At 75.0% G+C, this 20,141-nt stretch carries 15 protein-coding genes; 8 read left to right on the top strand and 7 right to left on the bottom strand.

The window, feature by feature from the left end; genetic code table 11:
• Positions 1 to 17: 17 nt before the first annotated feature.
• The 6 genes from ACVWNX_RS06345 to ACVWNX_RS06320 all read left to right on the top strand — a co-directional run bounded on the left by ACVWNX_RS06345 (position 18) and on the right by ACVWNX_RS06320 (position 7,630).
• Positions 18 to 1,136, top strand: a complete 1,119-nt coding sequence (locus ACVWNX_RS06345) for a substrate-binding domain-containing protein (RefSeq protein WP_454412890.1) — start codon at positions 18 to 20, stop codon at positions 1,134 to 1,136.
• 25 nt (positions 1,137 to 1,161) lie between these two features.
• A complete protein-coding gene (locus ACVWNX_RS06340; protein WP_454414652.1) occupies positions 1,162 to 1,950 on the top strand; it encodes an ATP-binding cassette domain-containing protein in 789 nt (262 codons plus the stop codon).
• A gap of 209 nt (positions 1,951 to 2,159) precedes the next feature.
• Positions 2,160 to 3,470, top strand: coding sequence for an ABC transporter permease subunit (locus ACVWNX_RS06335; RefSeq protein WP_454412889.1), 1,311 nt, complete (start codon positions 2,160 to 2,162; stop codon positions 3,468 to 3,470).
• A gap of 128 nt (positions 3,471 to 3,598) precedes the next feature.
• The gene (dxs, locus tag ACVWNX_RS06330; protein WP_454412888.1) at positions 3,599 to 5,509 is read left to right on the top strand and encodes a 1-deoxy-D-xylulose-5-phosphate synthase; all 1,911 of its coding nucleotides are present in this window, start codon (positions 3,599 to 3,601) and stop codon (positions 5,507 to 5,509) included.
• Positions 5,510 to 5,678: 169 nt separating this feature from the next.
• The gene (locus ACVWNX_RS06325) at positions 5,679 to 7,205 is read left to right on the top strand and encodes an amino acid permease (protein WP_454412887.1); all 1,527 of its coding nucleotides are present in this window, start codon (positions 5,679 to 5,681) and stop codon (positions 7,203 to 7,205) included.
• Between the two features lie 59 nt (positions 7,206 to 7,264).
• Positions 7,265 to 7,630: a PIN domain-containing protein gene (locus tag ACVWNX_RS06320; RefSeq protein ID WP_454412886.1), complete on the top strand. Its 366-nt coding sequence runs from the start codon at positions 7,265 to 7,267 to the stop codon at positions 7,628 to 7,630.
• 43 nt (positions 7,631 to 7,673) lie between these two features.
• Here the strand turns inward: ACVWNX_RS06320 and ACVWNX_RS06315 are convergent, their stop codons facing one another.
• The 5 genes from ACVWNX_RS06315 to ACVWNX_RS06295 form a co-directional block, all read right to left on the bottom strand.
• Positions 7,674 to 9,803 (bottom strand): 3-hydroxyacyl-CoA dehydrogenase NAD-binding domain-containing protein, encoded by a 2,130-nt coding sequence (locus ACVWNX_RS06315; protein ID WP_454412885.1) that lies wholly within the window; start codon positions 9,801 to 9,803, stop codon positions 7,674 to 7,676.
• Positions 9,800 to 11,020: a thiolase family protein gene (locus ACVWNX_RS06310; RefSeq protein WP_454412884.1), complete on the bottom strand. Its 1,221-nt coding sequence runs from the start codon at positions 11,018 to 11,020 to the stop codon at positions 9,800 to 9,802. The genes ACVWNX_RS06315 and ACVWNX_RS06310 overlap by 4 nt, the downstream gene beginning before the upstream one ends.
• Positions 11,021 to 11,296: 276 nt before the next feature.
• On the bottom strand, positions 11,297 to 12,598 hold the full coding sequence (locus ACVWNX_RS06305) for an HRDC domain-containing protein (protein WP_454412883.1): 1,302 nt from the start codon (positions 12,596 to 12,598) through the stop codon (positions 11,297 to 11,299).
• Between the two features lie 77 nt (positions 12,599 to 12,675).
• Positions 12,676 to 13,338 (bottom strand): LuxR C-terminal-related transcriptional regulator, encoded by a 663-nt coding sequence (locus ACVWNX_RS06300; RefSeq protein WP_454412882.1) that lies wholly within the window; start codon positions 13,336 to 13,338, stop codon positions 12,676 to 12,678.
• Between the two features lie 355 nt (positions 13,339 to 13,693).
• Positions 13,694 to 14,365: a DUF3000 domain-containing protein gene (locus tag ACVWNX_RS06295; protein WP_454412881.1), complete on the bottom strand. Its 672-nt coding sequence runs from the start codon at positions 14,363 to 14,365 to the stop codon at positions 13,694 to 13,696.
• 103 nt (positions 14,366 to 14,468) lie between these two features.
• On the opposite strand from ACVWNX_RS06295, the gene hemE reads away from it, so the two are divergent.
• Entirely contained in the window at positions 14,469 to 15,545 is a 1,077-nt protein-coding gene (hemE, locus tag ACVWNX_RS06290; RefSeq protein ID WP_454412880.1) for a uroporphyrinogen decarboxylase, read from the top strand.
• A 188-nt stretch (positions 15,546 to 15,733) separates the two neighbouring features.
• Here the strand turns inward: hemE and ACVWNX_RS06285 are convergent, their stop codons facing one another.
• Positions 15,734 to 17,119 carry an FAD-dependent oxidoreductase gene (locus ACVWNX_RS06285; RefSeq protein WP_454412879.1) on the bottom strand — a complete coding sequence of 462 codons (1,386 nt, stop codon included), beginning with the start codon at positions 17,117 to 17,119 and terminating at the stop codon, positions 15,734 to 15,736.
• A 230-nt stretch (positions 17,120 to 17,349) separates the two neighbouring features.
• Positions 17,350 to 18,426 (bottom strand): DUF4349 domain-containing protein, encoded by a 1,077-nt coding sequence (locus ACVWNX_RS06280; RefSeq protein ID WP_454412878.1) that lies wholly within the window; start codon positions 18,424 to 18,426, stop codon positions 17,350 to 17,352.
• A gap of 239 nt (positions 18,427 to 18,665) precedes the next feature.
• Here ACVWNX_RS06280 and hemG point away from each other — a divergent pair, with 239 nt between their 5' ends.
• Positions 18,666 to 20,141, top strand: a complete 1,476-nt coding sequence (gene hemG / locus ACVWNX_RS06275) for a protoporphyrinogen oxidase (protein ID WP_454412877.1) — start codon at positions 18,666 to 18,668, stop codon at positions 20,139 to 20,141.

Raw genomic sequence — 20,141 nt, 5'->3', positions numbered from 1 at the left:
CCCGGGAGGTGCCCCGCGTGACCCCGCGCGCCCGCCGCGCCGTAGCCCTCCTCGGCGCCACGGCCCTGTCCCTCTCCCTGGCGCTGACCGCCTGCGGCCCGGCCCGCCAGGTCGGCGCTCTCCAGCGGCAGCGCGCCGACGCCCACCACGCCCCGCGCGTCGGACTGCTGCTGCCGGAGAACCAGACCGCCCGCTACGAACGGTTCGACCGGCCCCTGATCGAGGAGCGCGTCGCCGAACTCACCGACGGCGCCGGACGCGTCCTCTACGCCAACGCCCGGCAGGACGCCGCCCTCCAGAACCAGCAGATCGACACGATGATCACCCGCCGGGTCGACGTCCTGGTCCTCGACGCCGTCGACGCCCGGGCCGTCGCGGGGGCGGTCCGCCGCGCCGACGCCGCAGGCATCCCCGTCGTCGCCTACGACCGGCTGGCCGAGGGCCCCGTCGACGCCTACACCTCCTTCGACAACGAGGAGATCGGCCGGGTCCAGGGCCGGGCCCTGCTGCGCGCCCTCGGGGACCGGGCCGACGACGGGCTGGTCGTGATGATGAACGGCTCCGCCACCGACCCCAACGCCGCCCTCTACAAGCGCGGCGCCCACCAGGTCCTCGACGGCCGGGTCCGGATCGGCCGGGAGTACGACACCCGGGAGTGGAAGCCGGAGAACGCCCACTCCAACATGGCGAGCGCGCTCACCGCCCTCGGCCGGCACCGGATCACCGGCGTCTACTGCGCCAACGACGCCATGGCGGGCGCGGTCGTCCAGGCCCTCAAGACCGCCGGGCTCTCCCCGCCGCCCCCGGTCACCGGACAGGACGCCGAACTCGCCGCGGTCCAGCGGGTCGTCGCGGGCGAGCAGTACATGACCGTCTACAAGCCCTACGCGGCCGAGGCGCGCGCCGCCGCCGCGCTCGCCCTCGCCCTGGCCCGCGGCGAGAGCCCCGCCGCCCACACCACGACCACGGTGGACAGCGCCACCGCACGGGACGTGCCCGCCGTGCTGGTCCCCGTGGTCGCCCTCACCCGGGACGCCGTCGCGGACACCGTCCTGCGGGACGGCCTCCACACCCGCGACGAGATCTGTGTCCCCCGCTACGCGTCCGCCTGTGACCGGCTCGGCCTGCCCGGCTGACCGGTCCGCCCGGGAGGTGGCCCCCCTGTCCGCTCCGCCCGTCCTCGCCCTGCGCGGGGTCAGCCGCGCCTTCGGCGCCGTCCGCGCCCTGGACGGCGTCGACCTGGAGGTCCACGCGGGCGAGGTGCTCGCCCTGGTCGGGGACAACGGCGCCGGGAAGTCCACCCTGGTCAGGACGATCGCCGGAGTCCATCCCCCGGACGGGGGCGGGGGAGGCGTCCTGGAATGGGACGGCGTACCGACCCGGATCCGAGGCCCCCAGGACGCCCGGGCCCTCGGCATCGCCACCGTCTACCAGGACCTCGCGCTCTGCGACAACCTCGACGTCGTCGGCAATCTGTTCCTCGGCCGCGAGCGGCGCCGCCGGGGGCTGCTCGACGAGATCGCGATGGAACGCGGCGCCCGTGACCTGCTGGACTCCCTCTCCGTCCGGCTGCCGGACCTGAGGGCCCCGGTCGCCGGGCTCTCCGGCGGCCAGCGGCAGAGCGTCGCCATCGCCCGGGCGCTGCTCGGCGCGCCCCGGCTGGTCCTGCTGGACGAGCCGACCGCCGCCCTCGGCGTGGAGCAGACCGCCCAGGTCCTCGACCTGGTCGAGCGGTTGCGCGGGCGGGGCCTCGCCGTCGTCCTGGTCAGCCACGACCTGGCCGGGGTGCTCGCCGTCGCGGACCGGGTGGCGGTGCTCCGGCTCGGCCGGGGCAACGGGGTCTTCCGGGCCGCCGCCACCACCCAGGAGGAGATCATCGCCGCGATCACCGGCGCCACCGACAACGCCGCCGCCCGCCGCGCGGCCCGGACCGGGGCGGCTCCCCGGTGAGCAGCGCCACGGACCCGGGACCCCCGGTCCCCGACCCCCCGGTGAGCAGGACCACGGACCCGGGACCCTCCGCCTCCGACGCCTTGGCGGCCAGCGTCACGGACCCACGACCTCCCGTCCCCTCGGTGAGCGGGAGCACGGACCCGGGCCGCCCCGGCCCCCTCCTGAGTGGCGCCCCGGATCCGGGACCCTCCGTCCCCGGCCTCCCGGTGAGCGGGACCACGGGCCCGGGCCACCCCGCCCCCGACGCCCCGGTCAGCACGGTGGACGCGTCCACCACGCCCACCCCACCCGTCCCGGCCGCCCCCGGCCCCCGGTGGCCCCCGACAGCCGCGCCGCGCCTCCGGGGCCTCCGCCTCAACCTCCGTCACCGCCGCCGCGTCGGGGAGCCGGGCGCGCTGCCCGTGCTGGCGGGCCTCGCCCTGGTCGCGGTGGTCTTCCAGTCCCTGAACCCGGCGTTCCTGTCGGCGGAGAACCTCTCCCACATCGCCGTGGACACGGCGGGCCCCGGACTGATCGCCCTCGGCGTGGTGCTGGTCCTGCTGCTCGGGGAGATCGACCTGTCGGTCGGCTCGGTCAGCGGACTCGCCGGAGCCGTCCTCGCCGTGCTGAACGTCACCCACGGGGTGCCCGAGGCGCTGGCACTGGTCCTCGCCGTCCTCGCGGGCACCACGGCCGGACTCGTCCACGGGGTCCTGTTCGCCCGGATCGGCGTGCCCGCCTTCGTCGTCACCATGGCCGGGCTGCTGGTCTGGAACGGGCTGATGCTCCAGCTGCTCGGCGCGGACGGCACGGTCAACCTCGACGACACCGGACCGACCGCCCAGCTCACCCGCCACCACTTCACCGACGTCTCCGCCGCCTACGGCCTCGCCACCGCCGTCGTCGCCGGACACCTGCTGACCCGGACGCTCGACGCGCGACGGCGCCGCGCCGCCGGGCTGCCGCGCCCGTCGGCCGGACGGACGCTGGCGGGCACGGCGGCCCTCGCCGCGCCCTGCTACGGCGCGGCGTACGTCCTCAACCAGTACCTGGGGCTGCCGCTGGCGCTGGTGCTCCTCCTCGGGGTGACCGCCCTCACCGACCTGGTGCTGCGCCGCACCGTCCCCGGCCGCCGGGTGCTGGCCGTCGGCGGCGGGACGGAGGCCGCCCGCCGGGCCGGGGCCGACGTGGCGGCGGTGCGGACCGCGGTGTTCGCCGCCGCCGGGGCGCTGGCCGCGCTGGGCGGGCTGCTGATCGCCTCCCGGATCGCCGCCGCCAACCAGGGCGCGGGCTCCGGCGACCTCCTGATGAGCTGTGTGGCGGCGGCCGTGATCGGCGGCACCAGCCTCTTCGGCGGCCGGGGCCGGGCCTGGTCCGCCCCGCTGGGCGCGCTGGTCCTGGTCTCGGTCCAGAAGGGCCTCCAGATGGAGTCCCTCGCCGAACCCGTGAAGTACATGATCACCGGTACGGTACTGCTGGCGGCGGTCGTGACCGACTCCGTCGCCCGCCGGGGGCGTGGCGGCGCCGGGCGCGGGTAGTCGTCCGGCGCGGGGAACTGTGTTCCCCGGGTGAACGAGGAGGCCCTTCGGTGGCCGTCCGCCGGGGGAACATTAGACTCGACGGACCCGGCGAATAGGTCGAAGAGCTCTAATGCAAGGAGGCACGGGTGCCGCTGCTGACCCGCATCACGGGACCGCGCGATCTGGACCGGCTCAGCCCGGACGAGCTGACCCGGCTGGCCGGAGAGATCCGGACCTTCCTGGTGGAGGCCGTGTCGAAGACCGGCGGTCACCTCGGCCCCAACCTCGGCGTGGTCGAACTGACCATCGCCCTGCACCGCGTCTTCGACTCCCCCAAGGACCGGGTCCTCTTCGACACCGGCCACCAGAGCTATGTGCACAAGCTGCTCACCGGCCGCCAGGACTTCTCCCGGCTGCGGGCCAAGGGCGGTCTGTCGGGCTACCCCTCCCGCGCGGAGTCCGAGCACGACGTCATCGAGAACAGCCACGCCTCGACCGTGCTGGGCTGGGCCGACGGCCTCGCCAAGGCCAACCAGGTGCTCGACCGCGACGACCACGTGGTCGCGGTCATCGGTGACGGCGCCCTCACCGGCGGCATGGCCTGGGAGGCGCTGAACAACATCGCCGCCGCCAAGGACCGCCCGCTGGTCATCGTCGTCAACGACAACGAGCGCTCCTACGCGCCCACCATCGGCGGCCTCGCGGACCATCTGGCCACCCTGCGCACCACGGACGGCTACGAGCGCTTCCTGGCCCGTGGCAAGGACCTCCTGGAGCGCACCCCCGTCGTCGGCCGCCCCCTGTACGGCACCCTGCACGGCGCCAAGAAGGGCCTCAAGGACTTCATCGCCCCCCAGGGCATGTTCGAGGACCTCGGGCTGAAGTACGTCGGCCCCATCGACGGCCACGACATCGAGGCCCTGGAATCCGCGCTGTCCCGCGCCAAACGGTTCGGCGGCCCCGTGATCGTGCACTGCCTCACCGAGAAGGGCCGCGGCTACCAGCCCGCCGAACAGGACGAGGCGGACCGCTTCCACGGCATCGGCCCCATCCACCCCGACACCGGTCTGCCCATCGCCGAGGGCGGCATGGACTGGACGTCCGTGTTCGGCGAGGAGATGGTCAAGCTCGGCCACGAGCGCCCCGACATCGTCGCGATCACCGCCGCGATGCTCCAGCCGGTCGGACTGAAGAAGTTCGCCGACGCCTTCCCCGACCGGGTCTACGACGTCGGCATCGCCGAGCAGCACGCCGCGGTCTCCGCCGCCGGGCTCGCCACCGGCGGACTGCACCCCGTCTTCGCGGTGTACGCGACCTTCCTCAACCGCGCCTTCGACCAGCTGCTGATGGACGTGGCGCTGCACAAGTGCGGGGTCACCTTCGTGCTGGACCGGGCCGGGGTCACCGGCACCGACGGCGCCTCCCACAACGGCATGTGGGACATGTCGATCCTCCAGTGCGTCCCCGAGGTGCGGATCGCCGCGCCCCGCGACGCCGACCAGGTGCGGCTCCAGCTGCGCGAGGCCGTCGAGGTGAAGGACGCCCCGACCGTCGTCCGCTACTCCAAGGGCGCCGTCGGCCCCGCCGTGCGCGCGCTGCGCCAGGTGGGCGGCATGGACGTGCTGCGCGAGCCGGGCAGCGACCGCCCGGACGTCCTGCTGGTCTCGGTCGGCGCGCTCGCCCCGATGTGCCTGGAGATCGCCGGCCTCCTCGACAAGCAGGGCATCTCCACCACCGTCGTCGACCCCCGCTGGGTCAAGCCCGTGGACGAGGCGATGGCCCCGCTCGCGGAGTCGCACCGGGTCGTCGTCACCGTCGAGGACAACTCCCGGGCCGGTGGCGTCGGCTCGGCCGTCGCCCAGCACCTGCGGGACGCGGGCGTCGACCTCCCGCTGCGCGACTTCGGCATCCCGCCGCGCTTCCTCGACCACGCCTCCCGCAAGGAGGTCATGGCCGAGATCGGGCTGACCGCGCCGGACATCGCCCGCCAGGTCACCGGGCTGGTCGCCCGGCTCGACGAGAACGCCGCCCCGGCCGTGGAGTCCGCCCGCGACTGACGGCCGCCACCACCCGCCCACCGGGCCGGCGCGGCGCCCCCACCGGGGCGCGGCACCGGCCCGGTGGCCGTCCCGCCGCCCCGTCCGGGTGAACGCCCGCGCGCCGCGCCCCGCGCGCCCCCGGCCCGCTCGGTAGATGTCGGGGACGACACACGCGGGAGGTACGCCGATGAGCAGCACCCTCTTCCGGACCAAGACGGTCGAGCAGTCCATCCGGGACACCGAGGCGCCCGAGCACGCCCTCAGGAAGACGCTGTCCGCCCTGGACCTCACCGTGTTCGGGGTCGGGGTCGTCATCGGCACCGGCATCTTCGTCCTCACCGGGAAGATCGCCAAGGAGACCGCGGGCCCGGCGGTGGCCCTCAGCTTCGTGGTCGCGGGCGTCGTCTGCGCGCTGGCCGCGCTCTGCTACGCCGAGTTCGCCTCGACCGTGCCGGTGGCCGGTTCGGCGTACACCTTCGCCTACGCCTCCCTCGGCGAGTTCCCGGCCTGGCTGATCGGCTGGGACCTCATCCTGGAGCTGGCGCTGGGCTGCGCGGTGGTCGCCGTCGGCTGGTCCGGGTACATCCAGTCGCTCCTGGACACGGCGGGCGTCCGGCTGCCGCAGCCGCTGTCGGGCACCCACGACGGCGCGTTCGGCTTCGACCTGCTGGCGTTCCTGCTGGTCCTCGCGCTGACCGTGGTGCTGGTGGCGGGGATGAAGCTGTCCTCCCGGATCACCAGCGTGATCGTCGCGATCAAGGTCACGGTGGTGCTGCTGGTCATCGTGGTCGGCGCCTTCTTCATCACCGGCTCCAACTACGACCCCTTCATCCCCCCGTCCGAGCCGACGCCCGGCGGCTCCGGCATCACCGAACCGCTGATCCAGCTGATGTTCGGCTACGCCCCCGCCAGCTTCGGGGTGATGGGCATCTTCACCGCCGCGGCCGTGGTGTTCTTCGCCTTCATCGGCTTCGACATCGTCGCCACCGCCGCCGAGGAGACCCGAAACCCCCAGCGGGACGTGCCGCGCGGCGTCCTCGGCTCCCTGCTGATCTGCACGGTCCTGTACGTCGCCGTGTCGGTCGTGGTCACCGGGATGCAGAAGTACACCGACCTGACCGTCGCGGCGCCCCTCGCGGACGCCTTCAAGGCGGTGGGGCACCCCTTCTGGGCGGGGCTGATCAGCTTCGGCGCGGCGGTCGGCCTCACCTCGGTGTGCATGATCCTGCTGCTGGGCCAGACCCGGGTGTTCTTCGCGATGAGCCGGGACGGACTGCTCCCGAGGGCCTTCTCCCGGGTGCACCCCCGCTTCGGCACCCCCTACCGCTCCACGGTGCTGCTCGGGGTGGTGGTGGCGGTCGTCGCGGGTTTCACCTCCATCAGCGAACTCGCCGAGCTGGTCAACATCGGCACCCTGTTCGCCTTCGTGGTGGTCGCCGTCGGCGTGGTCCTGCTGCGCCGTCAGCGCCCCGATCTGCACCGCGCCTTCCGCACCCCGCTGGTGCCCTACGTCCCGGCCCTGTCGGTGCTGGCGTCGCTCTGGCTGATGCTCAACCTGCCCGCCGAGACCTGGCTGCGGTTCGGGCTGTGGATGGTCCTCGGGGTGGTCGTCTACTTCCTGTACGGCCGGGGGCACAGCCGGCTGGGCCGGGGCCTCGCCCGCCGTCCCTCGCCGCCGAACCGGGGCGACGACGGCCAGCTGCCGTACATCTGAGGAGCGGGGGCGATGATGGACCCGTGGACACCACGGGGAGCGGACAGGACGGTGCACGCGTGACGACGCTGCTGATCGTGGACGGGGCCAACGTCGTGGGCTCGGTGCCCGACGGCTGGTGGAAGGACCGGCGGGGCGCCGCCGAGCGGCTCCGCGACCGGCTGGCGGAGCTGGCCGGGCCGGGCACCGCCGGACTGCCGGGGCCCCTGGACGTGGTCCTGGTCGTGGAGGGCGCCGCGCGCGGGGTCGGCCCGGTGCCCGGGGTCCGGGTGGCCGAGGCGCCGGGCAGCGGCGACGACCTGATCACCGAGCTGGCCGCCGCCGCGACGGGGGAGTGCGTGGTGGTCACCGCCGACCGCGCGCTGCGGGAACGGGTGACCGCCGAGGGGGCCCGGACGGTCGGCCCCCGCACGGTGTACGGCTGAGGCGTGCGGCGGGGAGGGGGCCGCCCCCTCCCCGCCGCACGGGTCACACGGGGACGCTCGCCACGCCCGGCGCCAGGAACCGCGCGCCGTTCACCCGCTCGCTGACGCCCTCGCGGTCCAGGTACGGGGTGATCCCGCCCAGGTGGAAGGGCCAGCCCGCGCCGGTGATCAGACACAGGTCGACGTCCTGCGCCTCGGCCACCACGCCCTCGGCCAGCAGCAGCCCGATCTCCTGGGCCACCGCGTCCAGGACCCGGGTCCGGACCTCCTCCCCGGTGAGCACGGTGTCGCCCCGCACCAGGAGCGCGTCGACCTCGGGGTCCAGCTCCGGACGGCCGGAGTCGTACACGTAGAAGCCGCGCTTGCCCGCCTTCACCACGGCCGCCAGGTTGGGGGAGACCCGGAAGCGGTCGGGGAAGGCGCGGTGCAGCGTCTCGGAGACGTGCAGCCCGATCGCGGGCCCCACCAGCTCCAGCAGCACCAGCGGTGACATCGGCAGCCCCAGCGGCTCCACCGCCCGCTCCGCGACCTCGACGGGCGTGCCCTCGTCGATGACGTTCTGGACCTCGCCCATGAACCGGGTGAGGATCCGGTTCACCACGAACGCCGGGGCGTCCTTGACCAGGACGGCGCTCTTGCGGAGCTGCTTGGCCACCGCGAAGGCGGTCGCCAGCGAGGCGTCGTCGGTGCGCTCGCCCCGGACGATCTCCAGCAGCGGCAGCACCGCCACCGGGTTGAAGAAGTGGAAGCCCACGACCCGCTCGGGGTGCTCCAGCCCGTCCGCCATCGCGCTGACCGACAGGGAGGAGGTGTTGGTCGCCAGGATCGCGTGCGCCGGGACCACCGCCTCGACCTCGGCGAAGACCCGTCGCTTGACGTCGAGGTCCTCGAAGACGGCCTCGATGACGAAGTCCGCGTCGGAGAACCCCTCCGCCTTGTCCAGCACCCCGCTGACCAGGCCCTTGAGCCGGTTGGCCCGGTCCTGGTCGATCCGGCCCTTGAGCAGCAGCTTGTCGACCTCGGAGTGGACGTAGGCCACGCCCTTGTCGACCCGCTCCCGGTCGACGTCGGTGAGCACCACCGGCACCTCCAGCCTGCGCACGAACAGCAGCGCCAGCTGGGAGGCCATCAGTCCGGCGCCCACCACGCCGACCTTGGTGACCGGGCGGGCGAGGCTCCGGTCCGGGGCGCCCACGGGCCGCTTGGCGCGCCGCTGGACCAGGTGGAAGGCGTAGAGCCCGGCCCGCAGTTCACCGCCCATGATGAGGTCGGCGAGCGCGGTGTCCTCGGCGTCGAACCCGGCCTGGACGTCCCCGTCCCTCACCGCGGCGATGATGTCCAGCGCCCGGTAGGCGGCCGGGGCGGCGCCGTGCACCTTGCCGTCCGCGAGGGCCCGTCCCCGGGCGACGGCCCGGTCCCACGCCTCGCCCCGGTCCACCTCGGAGCGCTCCACCACGGTCTGGCCGGTGAGCACCCCGGCGGTCCAGTCCAGCGACCGCTCCAGGAAGTCCGCGCCGTCGAACAGCGCGTCGGCGATGCCCAGCTCGAAGACCTGGGCGCCCTTGAGCTGCCGGTTCTGGTTGAGCGCGTTCTCGATGATGACGGTGACCGCGCGGTCCGCGCCGATCAGCCGGGGCAGCAGGGTGCAGCCGCCCCAGCCGGGCACCAGCCCCAGGAAGACCTCGGGCAGCGAGAACGCGGGCACCGCCCGGGAGACGGTCCGGTAGGAGCAGTGCAGCCCGACCTCGACGCCGCCGCCCATGGCCGCGCCGTTGTAGTAGGCGAACGTCGGCACGGCGAGGGAGGAGAACCGCTTGAAGACGTCGTGGCCGCTGCGGCCGATGGCGAAGGCGTCCTCGTGCCGGGTCAGCAGCTCGACGCCCTTGAGGTCGGCGCCCACGGCGAAGACGAAGGGCTTGCCGGTGAGGCCGACGCCGGTGATCGTCCCGTCCGCCGCCTCCCGCTCGACCTGGTCGAGCGCGGCGTCCAGGTTGGCCAGCGAACGGGGTCCGAAGGTGGTGGGCTTGGTGTGGTCGAGGCCGTTGTCCAGGGTGATGAGCGCGAACCGCCCGGCCCCCCTCGGCAGCTCCAGGTGCCGTACGTGCGCCTCGGTGACGATCTCGCCGGGGAACAGTTCCGCGGCGCCCGTCAGCAGTTCGGTGGTGGTGCTCACGCGGTGCCTCCGTCGAAGTGGGGGTTCTCCCAGATGACCGTGGCGCCCATGCCGAAGCCGACGCACATGGTGGTGAGTCCGTAGCGGACCTCGGGCCGTTCCTCGAACTGGCGGGCCAGCTGGGTCATCAGCCGCACCCCGGAGGAGGCCAGCGGGTGCCCGTAGGCGATGGCGCCGCCGTACCGGTTGACGCGGGGGTCGTCGTCGGCGATGCCGTAGTGGTCGAGGAAGGCGAGCACCTGCACCGCGAACGCCTCGTTGACCTCGAACAGTCCGATGTCGGAGATGGCCAGCCCCGCCTTGGCGAGCGCCTTCTCGGTCGCGGGGACCGGTCCGTACCCCATGACCTCGGGCTCGACCCCGGCGAACGCGTACGACACCAGCCGCATCCCCACCGGCAGCCCGTGCTCCCGGGCGAAGTCCTCGGCGGCGATCAGCGCGGCGGTGGCGCCGTCGTTGAGGCCCGCCGCGTTGCCCGCGGTGATCCGGCCGTGGGCGCGGAACGGGGTCTTCAGCCCGGCCAGCGACTCCAGGGTGGTGCCCGGCCGCATCGGCTCGTCCCGGGTGGCGAGTCCCCAGCCGGTCTCCCCGGTCGCGGGGTCGGTCCGGCGGACCGCGATCGGCACCAGGTCCCGCTGGATCCTCCCGTCCGCGTACGCCTTCGCCGCCTTCTCCTGGGAGCGGACGGCGTACTCGTCGGCGCGGGCCCGGGTGAGGTGCGGGAAGCGGTCGTGCAGGTTCTCCGCCGTCATGCCCATGAACAGCGCGGACTCGTCCACCAGCTTCTCGCTGACGAACCGGGGGTGCGGGTCGACGCCCTCGCCCATCGGGTGGCGTCCCATGTGCTCCACGCCCCCGGCCACGACGACGTCGTAGGCGCCGAAGGCGATGGACCCGGCGGTGGTGGTCACGGCGGTCAGCGCGCCCGCGCACATCCGGTCGATCGAGTAGCCGGGCACCGAGGCGGGCAGTCCGGCGAGGATGCCCGCCGTCCGGCCGAGGGTCAGCCCCTGGTCGCCGATCTGGGTGGTGGCGGCGATCGCCACGTCGTCGATCAGGGCGGGGTCGAGTCCGGGGTTGCGGCGCAGCAGCTCCCGGATCGACTTCACCACCAGGTCGTCGGCCCGGGTCTCGTGATAGATGCCCTTCGGGCCCGCCTTGCCGAACGGGGTGCGGACACCGTCGACGAAGACGACATCCCTGACGGTACGAGGCACGATGGCTCTCCTCCAGACGCGAACTGGCACGACACGGCCCACCCCGCCGAAGGCACCGGCGCACCGCGGTACGCCTCATGCTACTTGCGAGTAACCAACCTGCCCAGCCCCCACCCCGCACCCGTGTCCCGGCCCTTCCCCCGGGAGCGGCCGTCCGCCCCCGGAAACACGGAAAGCGCCCCCTCGGGGGCGCGTGGCGGACGGTGCGGGTCCGGGGGCGGCGCGGAGCGCGGTCCCGTCCGGCCGGGGGCGCACCCCCGGCCGGACGGGCTCCGGTCAGTCCCCCGCGCCGGCGCGCAACGCCGTGACCAGCAGCGGTCCCACCTGCTCCACCTGCCAGGGCCGGGCCCCGTACGAGGTCAGGGCCGTGGCCACGGACTCGGCGGTCACCACCGCGGGCGGCTCCCAGCACACCCGGCGCACCGTGTCCGGCGCGATCAGGTTCTCCTGGGGCATGGCGAGCCGTTCCGCGAGCGCCGAGACGGCGGCCCGGGCCGCCGACAGCCGGGCGGCGGCGACCGGGTCCTTGTCGGCCCAGGCCCTCGGCGGCGGGGGGCCCGTCACGGTCTGGCCGGGCTGTGGCAGCTCCGCCTCGGGCAGCGCCCTGGCCCGGTCGACGGCCTCCTGCCACTGCTCCAGACGGCCGCCCCGGGCGGTCCGCCCCCCGAACCCGGGCAGCGCCGCGAGGGCCCGCGCGTTCGGGGGCAGCGACAGCGCGGCCTCCACGATGGCGGCGTCCCCCAGCACCTTGCCGGGGGAGACGTCGCGCCGTCGGGCGACCCGGTCCCGGGCCTCCCACAGCTCCCGCACGACCGCCATCTGCCGTCGCCGCCGGACCTTGTGCATCCCGGAGGTCCGCCGCCAGGGGTCCTTGCGCGGCGGCGCGGGCGGGGCGGCGGCGATGGCCGCGAACTCCTGACGGGCCCAGTCCAGCTTGCCCTGCCGGTCGAGCTCCTCCTCCAGGGCGTCCCTCAGGTCCACCAGCAGCTCGACGTCGAGCGCCGCGTACCGCAGCCAGGGGTCGGGCAGCGGGCGGGTGGACCAGTCCACCGCCGAGTGCCCCTTCTCCAGGGCGTAGCCGAGGACGTTCTCGACCATCGCCCCGAGCCCCACCCGGGGGAACCCGGCGAGCCGCCCGGCCAGCTCGGTGTCGAACAGCGAGGTCGGCGTCATGCCTATCTCCCGCAGACAGGGGAGGTCCTGGGTGGCGGCGTGCAGTACCCACTCGGTGCCGTCGAGGGCCCGGCCGAGGGCGGAGAGGTCGGGGCAGGCGACCGGGTCGATCAGGGTGGTCCCGGCGCCCTCGCGGCGCAGCTGGACGAGGTAGGCGCGCTGTCCGTAGCGGTAGCCGGAGGCCCGCTCGGCGTCGACCGCGACGGGGCCGGTGCCCCGGGCGAACGCGTCGACCACCCCGGCCAGCGCGTCCGCGTCGGCGACCACCGGGGGGACCCCCTCATGGGGCTCCAGGAGCGGTATCGGGTCACGGCCCGGGGTGACGCCGGTGACGTCGTCGTCCGGGGGAGCGCCCCCGGGGGTTCGCAGTGAGGTGTCTGCTGCGGTCTCTTGGGCGTCTGTCACCTGTCAAGAATACTTGCGAAAACACCACGTCCGCCGACGGAACGTTCCGTCGGCGGACGCGCGAGCGACCGGACCGGTCAGTGGATGATGCCGGTGCGCAGGGCCACGGCCACCATTCCGGCGCGGTCGCCGGTGCCGAGCTTGCGGGCGATGCGCGCCAGGTGGCTCTTGACGGTCAGCGCGGACAGTCCCATGGAGACCCCGATGGCCTTGTTGGACTGGCCCTCGGCGACCAGCCGCAGCACCTCCACCTCGCGGCCGGACAGCTCCCGGTAGCCGCCCGGGTGGCTCGGGGCGCCCGGGGGGCGGCGGTGCATCCGGGCCGCGGCGGCGCCGATCGGGGCGGCCCCGGGGCGGGTGGGCAGCCCGAGGTTGGTGCGGGTGCCGGTGACGACGTAACCCTTCACGCCCCCGGCCAGGGCGTTGCGGACCGCGCCGATGTCGTCGGCGGCGGAGAGGGCGAGGCCGTTGGGCCAGCCCGCGGCGCGGGTCTCGGAGAGCAGCGTGAGTCCGCTGCCGTCGGGGAGGTGGACGTCGGCGACGCAGATGTCCCGGGGGTTGCCGATCCGGGGGCGGGCCTCCGCGATGGACGACGCCTCGATGACATCGCGCACCCCGAGGGCCCACAGGTGGCGGGTGACGGTGGAGCGGACCCGTGGGTCCGCCACGACCACCATGGCGGTCGGCTTGTTCGGACGGTAGGCGACCAGGCTTGCGGGCTGCTCAAGGAGAACGGACACGGGGCCCTCCTGTGGTGGCGGGACGGGCCGGCACTGGGGATGGGGCCGGGATGAACCGTCGCTTTCAAGGTCACAGACGTCTTCGGCACCAAACCCGGTCGCCTTTAGAGAAAGATCACGATTTCGTGAGAACAAATCGTGCAATTCGGACGCTTGGTCGATCGTTGCGGGCGACTGTTCGCTCCGCCGCCACCGAGGTCGCCCGGGAGCCGTACCCGCCGCCCCGCCCCGTCACCGCCGCCCCCGCCGGACCCGACCGGCGCGCGCCCCGCGCGCGTCGCGCCCGCCCGGACGCCCCAGAGGCCCCGGGCACGGGACGCGGCGCGGGGAGACGGTCCCGGCGCCGCACCCGGGGTCACCGTCCCTGGGGGCCGCGTCGCTGGGGGAGGGTGACCACGGACGCGTCGCCCGGCGCCGTCGGGGGCAGACCGGCGACCTGCCCCAGCAGATCGCACCAGGCGGCCAGGTGCGCGGCGGTGTCCGGAACGCCCCCGGCGCCCTCCCGGGGCGTCCAGGACGCCCGGATCTCGATCTGGGACGCGGGCGGGCGCGCCGACAGCCCGCCGAAGTGGTGCGACCCGGCCCGGGTGACCGTGCCGCTCGGCTCCCCGTACCCGAGCCCGCGCCCCTCCAGCGCGCCGGTCAGCCAGGACCAGCACACCTCCGGCAGCAGCGGGTCCACCGCCATCTCGGGCTCCAGCTCCGCCCGCACCAGCGTCACCAGCCGGAACGTGCCCCGCCAGCCGTCGTGCCCCGCCGGGTCGTGCAGCAGCACCAGCCGCCCGTCCGCCAGGTCCTCGTCCCCGTCCACGACCGCCGCCTCCAGCGCGTACGCGTGGGGGGCCAGCCGCCGGGGCGGCGGGACCGGGTCGATCTCGACGCCCGGCCGGGGCCGGGCAGTCCGCAGCGCCTCGACCGCCGCGCGGAAGGCCGGTGGACCCGGGTCCACCGGGTTGCCCCCCGGCGTCCCGGCGCCCCCGTCCGTTCCGCCCGTGTCGTCCGACCGTCGTTCCTGAGCCGCAGCCATGCGGGGAAGGGTAAGGGGAAGCCGCACCCCGCGCGGGCAGGGACACCCCCCGGTGCGAGGGCTGTCCGGATCGCGCCCCCGGGCGCATGGGAGACTTTCCCGCGTGAGTGCCAACGAGATCCCCACGGACCGGTCGACCGCCCCGCGCGAGGGCGTACGGGAATCCGCCTTCCTCAAGGCGTGCCGCCGCGAGCCCGTACCGCACACCCCGGTCTGGTTCATGCGTCAGGCGGGCCGCTCCCTCCCGGAGTACCGCAAGGTCCGCGAGGGCATCGCGATGCTCGACTCCTGCATGCGCCCCGACCTCGTCACGGAGATCACCCTCCAGCCGGTCCGCAGGCACGACGTCGACGCGGCGATCTTCTTCAGCGACATCGTCGTCCCGCTCAAGGCCATCGGCGTCGAGCTGGACATCAAGCCCGGCGTCGGCCCGGTCATCGAGCGGCCCATCCGCACCCGCGCCGACCTGGACCGGCTGCGCGACCTCACCCCCGACGACGTCCCCTACGTCACCGAGGCCATCGGGCTGCTCACCGCCGAACTCGGCGCCACCCCCCTCATCGGCTTCGCGGGCGCGCCCTTCACCCTGGCGAGCTACCTCGTGGAGGGCGGCCCGTCCCGCAACCACGAGCACACCAAGGCGCTGATGTACGGCGACCCGCAGCTCTGGGCCGACCTGCTGGACCGGCTCGCCGCGATCACCTCCGCCTTCCTCAAGGTGCAGATCGAGGCCGGGGCCAGCGCCGTCCAGCTCTTCGACTCCTGGGTCGGGGCCCTCGCCCCCGCCGACTACCGCCGCTCCGTGCTCCCCTCCTCCCGGAAGGTCTTCGAGTCGGTCGCCGGGTACGGGGTGCCCCGCATCCACTTCGGCGTCGGCACCGGCGAGCTGCTCGGCGCGCTCGGCGAGGCCGGGGCCGACGTGGTGGGCGTCGACTGGCGCGTCCCGCTGGACGAGGCCGCCCGCCGGGTCGGCCCCGGCAAGGCGCTCCAGGGCAACCTGGACCCGGCCGTGCTGTTCGCGGGCACCGAGGCGGTGGCCGCCAAGACCGGCGAGGTGCTGGCGGCGGCCCGTGGACTGGAGGGGCACATCTTCAACCTCGGTCACGGGGTGCTGCCCGACACCGACCCCGACGCCCTCACCCGGCTGGTCGCGGACGTCCACGCCCGCACCGCCCGCTGACCGCCACGGCGGCCCCGCCTTCCACGCGGGGCCGCCGTCAAGCGTCGGTTTCCGGTCGTTCTGACGTCACCCGGACGGGTGCCCGTCGCGAACGGCTCCGGCCCGTCCGGTCACCGCCTGGGGTCACCGGGCCCCGGGCACGCCCCGGGCCGCCCGCCTCCGCTCACGCCCGGCGCCACCGCGCCCGGTCACCACCCCGCCTCCCGGACCGCCCGCACCGCCTTGCGCGCCGCGACCAGCACCGGGTCCCACACCGGGGAGAACGGGGGCGCGTACCCGAGGTCCAGCTGCGTCACCCCCTCCACCGTCATCCCGGCGGTCAGCGCCACCGCCGCGATGTCCACCCGCTTCGCCGCGCTCTCCCGGCCCACGATCTGCACCCCGAGCAGCCGCCCGGTGCGGTGCTCGGCCAGCATCTTCACCGTCATCATCCGCGCGTCGGGGTAGTACCCGGCCCGGCTCGTCGACTCCACGGTCGCCGTCACGTAGCGCAGCCCCACCGCGCGGGCGTCCTTCTCCCGCAGCCCGGTCCGGGCGATCTCCAGATCGCAGACCTTGGACACCGCCGTGCCCACCACCCCGGGGAAGGTCGCGTAGCCGCCCCCGACGTTGGTGCCGATGACCTGGCCGTGCTTGTTGGCGTGGGTGCCCAGCGGGACGTGCCGCTCCTGGCCCGACACCAGGTCCAGCACCTCCACGCAGTCGCCGCCCGCCCAGACCGCGTCCTCGCCGCGCACCCGCATCCCGAGGTCGGTCAGCAGTCCGCCGTGGGCGCCGAGCGGCAGTCCCGCCGCCCGGGCCAGTCCGGTCTCGGGGCGGACGCCCAGACCGAGCACCACCACATCGGCCGGATGGGAGCCGTCGGCGGTGGTCACCGCCGACACCCGGCCGTCGTCCCCGGTCTCGATCCCGGTGACCTCGGTGTCGTTGACCATGGTGATGCCGAGCCAGCCCATCGCCTCGCCCACCAGCCGCCCCATGTCCGGGTCGAGGGTGGACATCGGCTGCGGGCCCCGGTTGACCACCGTGACCTCGTACCCCCGGTTGATCAGCGCCTCGGCCATCTCCACGCCGATGTACCCGGCGCCCACCACCACCGCCCGGCGGCCCGGCACCCGCTCCAGGGTGTCGAGCAGCGCCTGCCCGTCGTCCAGGGTCTGCACCCCGTGCACCCCGGGCGCGTCGATGCCGGGCAGCGGCGGCCGCACCGGGCGCGCGCCGGTCGCGATGACCAGCTTGTCGTAGGACGTCCACTCCTCGGTGCCCGAGTCCACGCCCCGGGAGCGCACCCGGCGCCGCCCGGTGTCGATCTCCACCACCTCGGTGCGGGTCCGCAGGTCGATGGCGCGGGCCCGGTGCTCCTCGGGCGTCCGCGCGATCAGGTCGTCCCGCTCAGGCACCTGGCCGCCCACCCAGTACGGGATGCCGCAGGCCGAGTACGAGGTGAAGTGGCCCCGTTCGAACGCCACGATCTCCAGCTCCGCCGGGTCCCTGAGCCTGCGGGCCTGCGACGCGGCGGACATGCCCGCCGCGTCGCCGCCGATGACGACCAGCCGCTCCTTCGAATCGCTCATGCGCCCACGCTACGTGGACGGGGCGGTCCGGCTCCGTCCGGCCGGGTTCTGAACGCGGCGCTCCGGACCCCGGCCGGCCGGGGTCGGCGGCCTTCTCCGCCCCTTCCACCCCTTTCACGCCCTTCCGTGTGCTTCCCTCCGCTCCCGTCGGTGTCTCCGCCGGTCCGTTGTCCCCCGGCCCTGTCGCCCGTCGGTTCGCCGGGTCGTCGGGTCGTCCGTCTGTCGGTTCGTCAGTCCGTGTCGGGGGTTCCGGCGGGCGGTGCCGGTGCCGGTGCGGTCGCCGGGGAGTCGGTGACGGTCGCCGGGGCCGGGGCGACCGGGGCGGGCGGGGGCGTGGCCGTCGTGCGGCGGCGGGCCGTGCGGGGGCGGAGCAGCCAGCGCCACAGCGCCACCAGGGCCGCCGTCAGCGCCAGGAACGGCAGCGCGGCGCCCAGGGCGACCGTCAGCCACCGCAGCATCGCCGTGAACGCGTCCCAGCCGTCGCCGACGGCGGACAGGAAGCCGGACTCCCCGTCGTCGTCCCCGGCGTCGGAGCGCTCGGTCAGGGAGAGGGTGATCGTCGCCAGGGCGACCCGGTCGCCCAGCGACTCCCGCCGGGCGAGCAGCGACTCCAGCTCCGCCTGACGGCTGCTCAGCTCGCCCTCCAGCGCCACCACGTCACTGATCTTCGTCGCCTCGTCCATCAGCGCGCGCAGCCGGTTCACGCTGGCCCGCTGGTTCTTCAACCGGGTCTCCACGTCCACGACCTGTTCGGTGACGTCCTCGGCGGAGGTGTTGCGGCTGACGACCGTGCCCGTGTCGCCCAGCCGCTCCAGCACGTCGTCGTACTTCTCCTGAGGGACCCGCAGGGTGAGCTCGGAGTGTTCGCGGCCCTCGTCGTCGCGGTCCGTGGACTCCTCGCCGACCAGCCCGCCCACCGACTCGGCGGCCGCGCGGGCCCTCACCAGCGCCCGGGAGACGTCCTCGACCCGTATCGTCAGCTGCGCGGTGCGCACGATCTTCCGCTCGGCGAGCTGGTCCGACCGCAGCTTCGCCGCCTTCCCGTCCTCCTCGGCGGCCTCGGAGCCGGACCGCGGCCCGTCCGCCCGCGCGCCGCCGCCGTCCTCGGGCGAGTACGCCTTGGCGTTCGACAGATCACTCTTGGTCTCGCCCGCGTCCCCGCCCGATCCGCCGCATCCGGCGAGCGCCAGCGACGCGGCGAGCAGGACCCCGGCGACCGGCCGCGCCCGGTGCCGTGCGGCGCGGACGGGACGGGTGGTGCGGTCCTCGCGGTCCTTCGCGGGTTCGGGCCCTCGCGGAACACTCATCGTCGTCTCCCCCTGGGAAGTGGTGCGTGGTGCGACCGGTCGTCCGGTCACTTCTTCGACGGGCCGGACCGCCGTCGCGATGTCGCCGCCGCGTCGCGAACGCGTCACGGTTCGGACTCGCCTCCGCGCCTTGGACGAAGGGCCCGCCCCGAACCCGTTCGGCGCCGCTCCGCGCCGTTCCGTAGCCAGGGGACCAACGGCCCTGCGAACCGCCGTCCGCCCTCTGACAGAGTGGGGGCATGCCCGCAGAACGCCCCGCCCCGCCTCCGTCCCCCGTCTTCGTCGTGGTCGGCGGAGGGATCTCCGGTCTCACCGCGGCCCTGCGGCTGCTGCGCGCCGGGGCCCGCGTCACCCTGCTGGAGGCGTCCGGCCGGGTCGGCGGCAAGTTGCTGCCCGGGGAGATCGCGGGCGTCCGGGTGGACCTCGGCGCCGAGTCCCTGCTGGCCCGTCGCCCCGAGGCGCTCGACCTGGCCCGGGAGGTCGGGCTCGGCGACCGGCTCACCGCCCCGGCCACCACCACCGCCTCCCTGTGGAACCGCGGCGCGCTCACCCCGATGCCCCGCGGGCACGTGATGGGCGTCCCCGCCACCGCCGACGCCCTCTCCGGGATCCTGTCCCCGGAGGGGCTGCGACGGATCGAGGCCGAGGCGGAGCTGCCGCCCCTGGACCCGGACGCCCTCGGCGACGACGTGGCCGTCGGCGAACTGGTCGCCGCCCGGTTCGGCCGCGAGGTCGTCGACCGGCTGGTGGAACCGCTGCTCGGCGGGGTCTACGCGGGCGACGCCTACCGGATCTCGCTGCGCTCGGCGGTGCCCCAGCTCTTCGACGCCGTCCGCGCGCACCCCTCCCTGGCCGAGGCCGTCCAGGCGGTCCAGCGGCGCGCCGCCCAGGCGGCGCCCGCCGCCGGGCCCGTGTTCATGGGCGTCGAGGGCGGGGTGGGCACCCTGCCGCCCGCCGTGGCCGACGCCGTCCGGGCACACGGCGGAGAGATCCGGCTCGCCACCCCCGTCACCGGCGCCCACCGCACCGCCGACGGCCGCTGGCGGATCACCGTCCCCGGGGACGCCCTGGAGGCGGACGGCGTCGTCCTCGCGGTGCCCGCCCCGGTCGCCGCCCGGCTGCTCGCCGCCGAGGCCCCGGCCGCCGCGGCCGAGCTGGCGACCGTCGAGTACGCCTCCATGGCCCTGGTCACCCTCGCCTACCGGCGGACGGCGCTCACCCTCCCCGAGGGCAGCGGCTTCCTGGTGCCCCCGGTCGACGGACACACCGTCAAGGCGGCGACCTTCGCCTCCCGCAAATGGGGCTGGATCGCCGACGGCGACCCCGGCCTGCTGGTCCTGCGGACCTCCGTGGGCCGCCACGGCGACGAGGCCGACCTGGACCGCGACGACGACGGTCTGGTCGACGTCTCCCGCCATGACCTGGGCGCCGCCCTGGGCGTGACCGCGCGCCCGGTCGCCACCCGCGTCACCCGCTGGGACGACGGACTGCCGCAGTACCCGGTCGGCCACCACGCCCGGGTGGCCCGGGTCCGCGAACACCTGGCGAAGCTCCCCGGCCTCGCGGTCTGCGGCGCCGCCTACGACGGCGTGGGCGTGCCCGCCTGCGTGGCGGGCGGACGGGCCGCCGCCGAACTGCTCCTCGGCGATCCGGAGCGCACCGACCGGCTGATGAGGGACCCCGTGCAGAGCCGCCACGGCGGCGCAGGAGAATGA

The sequence above is a fragment of the Streptomyces sp. JNUCC 64 genome (genome assembly GCF_054484115.1).
This window is presented reverse-complemented; position numbering and strand designations above follow the sequence as displayed.

Bases quoted from the DNA above. Each gene is read 5' to 3' on its own strand.
- ACVWNX_RS06325 (WP_454412887.1), top strand. From the start codon at position 5,679: ATGAGCAGCACCCTCTTCCGGACCAAGACGGTCGAGCAGTCCATCCGG.
- ACVWNX_RS06295 (WP_454412881.1), bottom strand. From the start codon at position 14,365: ATGGCTGCGGCTCAGGAACGACGGTCGGACGACACGGGCGGAACGGAC.
- ACVWNX_RS06285 (WP_454412879.1), bottom strand. From the start codon at position 17,119: ATGAGCGATTCGAAGGAGCGGCTGGTCGTCATCGGCGGCGACGCGGCG.
- ACVWNX_RS06280 (WP_454412878.1), bottom strand. From the start codon at position 18,426: ATGAGTGTTCCGCGAGGGCCCGAACCCGCGAAGGACCGCGAGGACCGC.
- hemG (WP_454412877.1), top strand. From the start codon at position 18,666: ATGCCCGCAGAACGCCCCGCCCCGCCTCCGTCCCCCGTCTTCGTCGTG.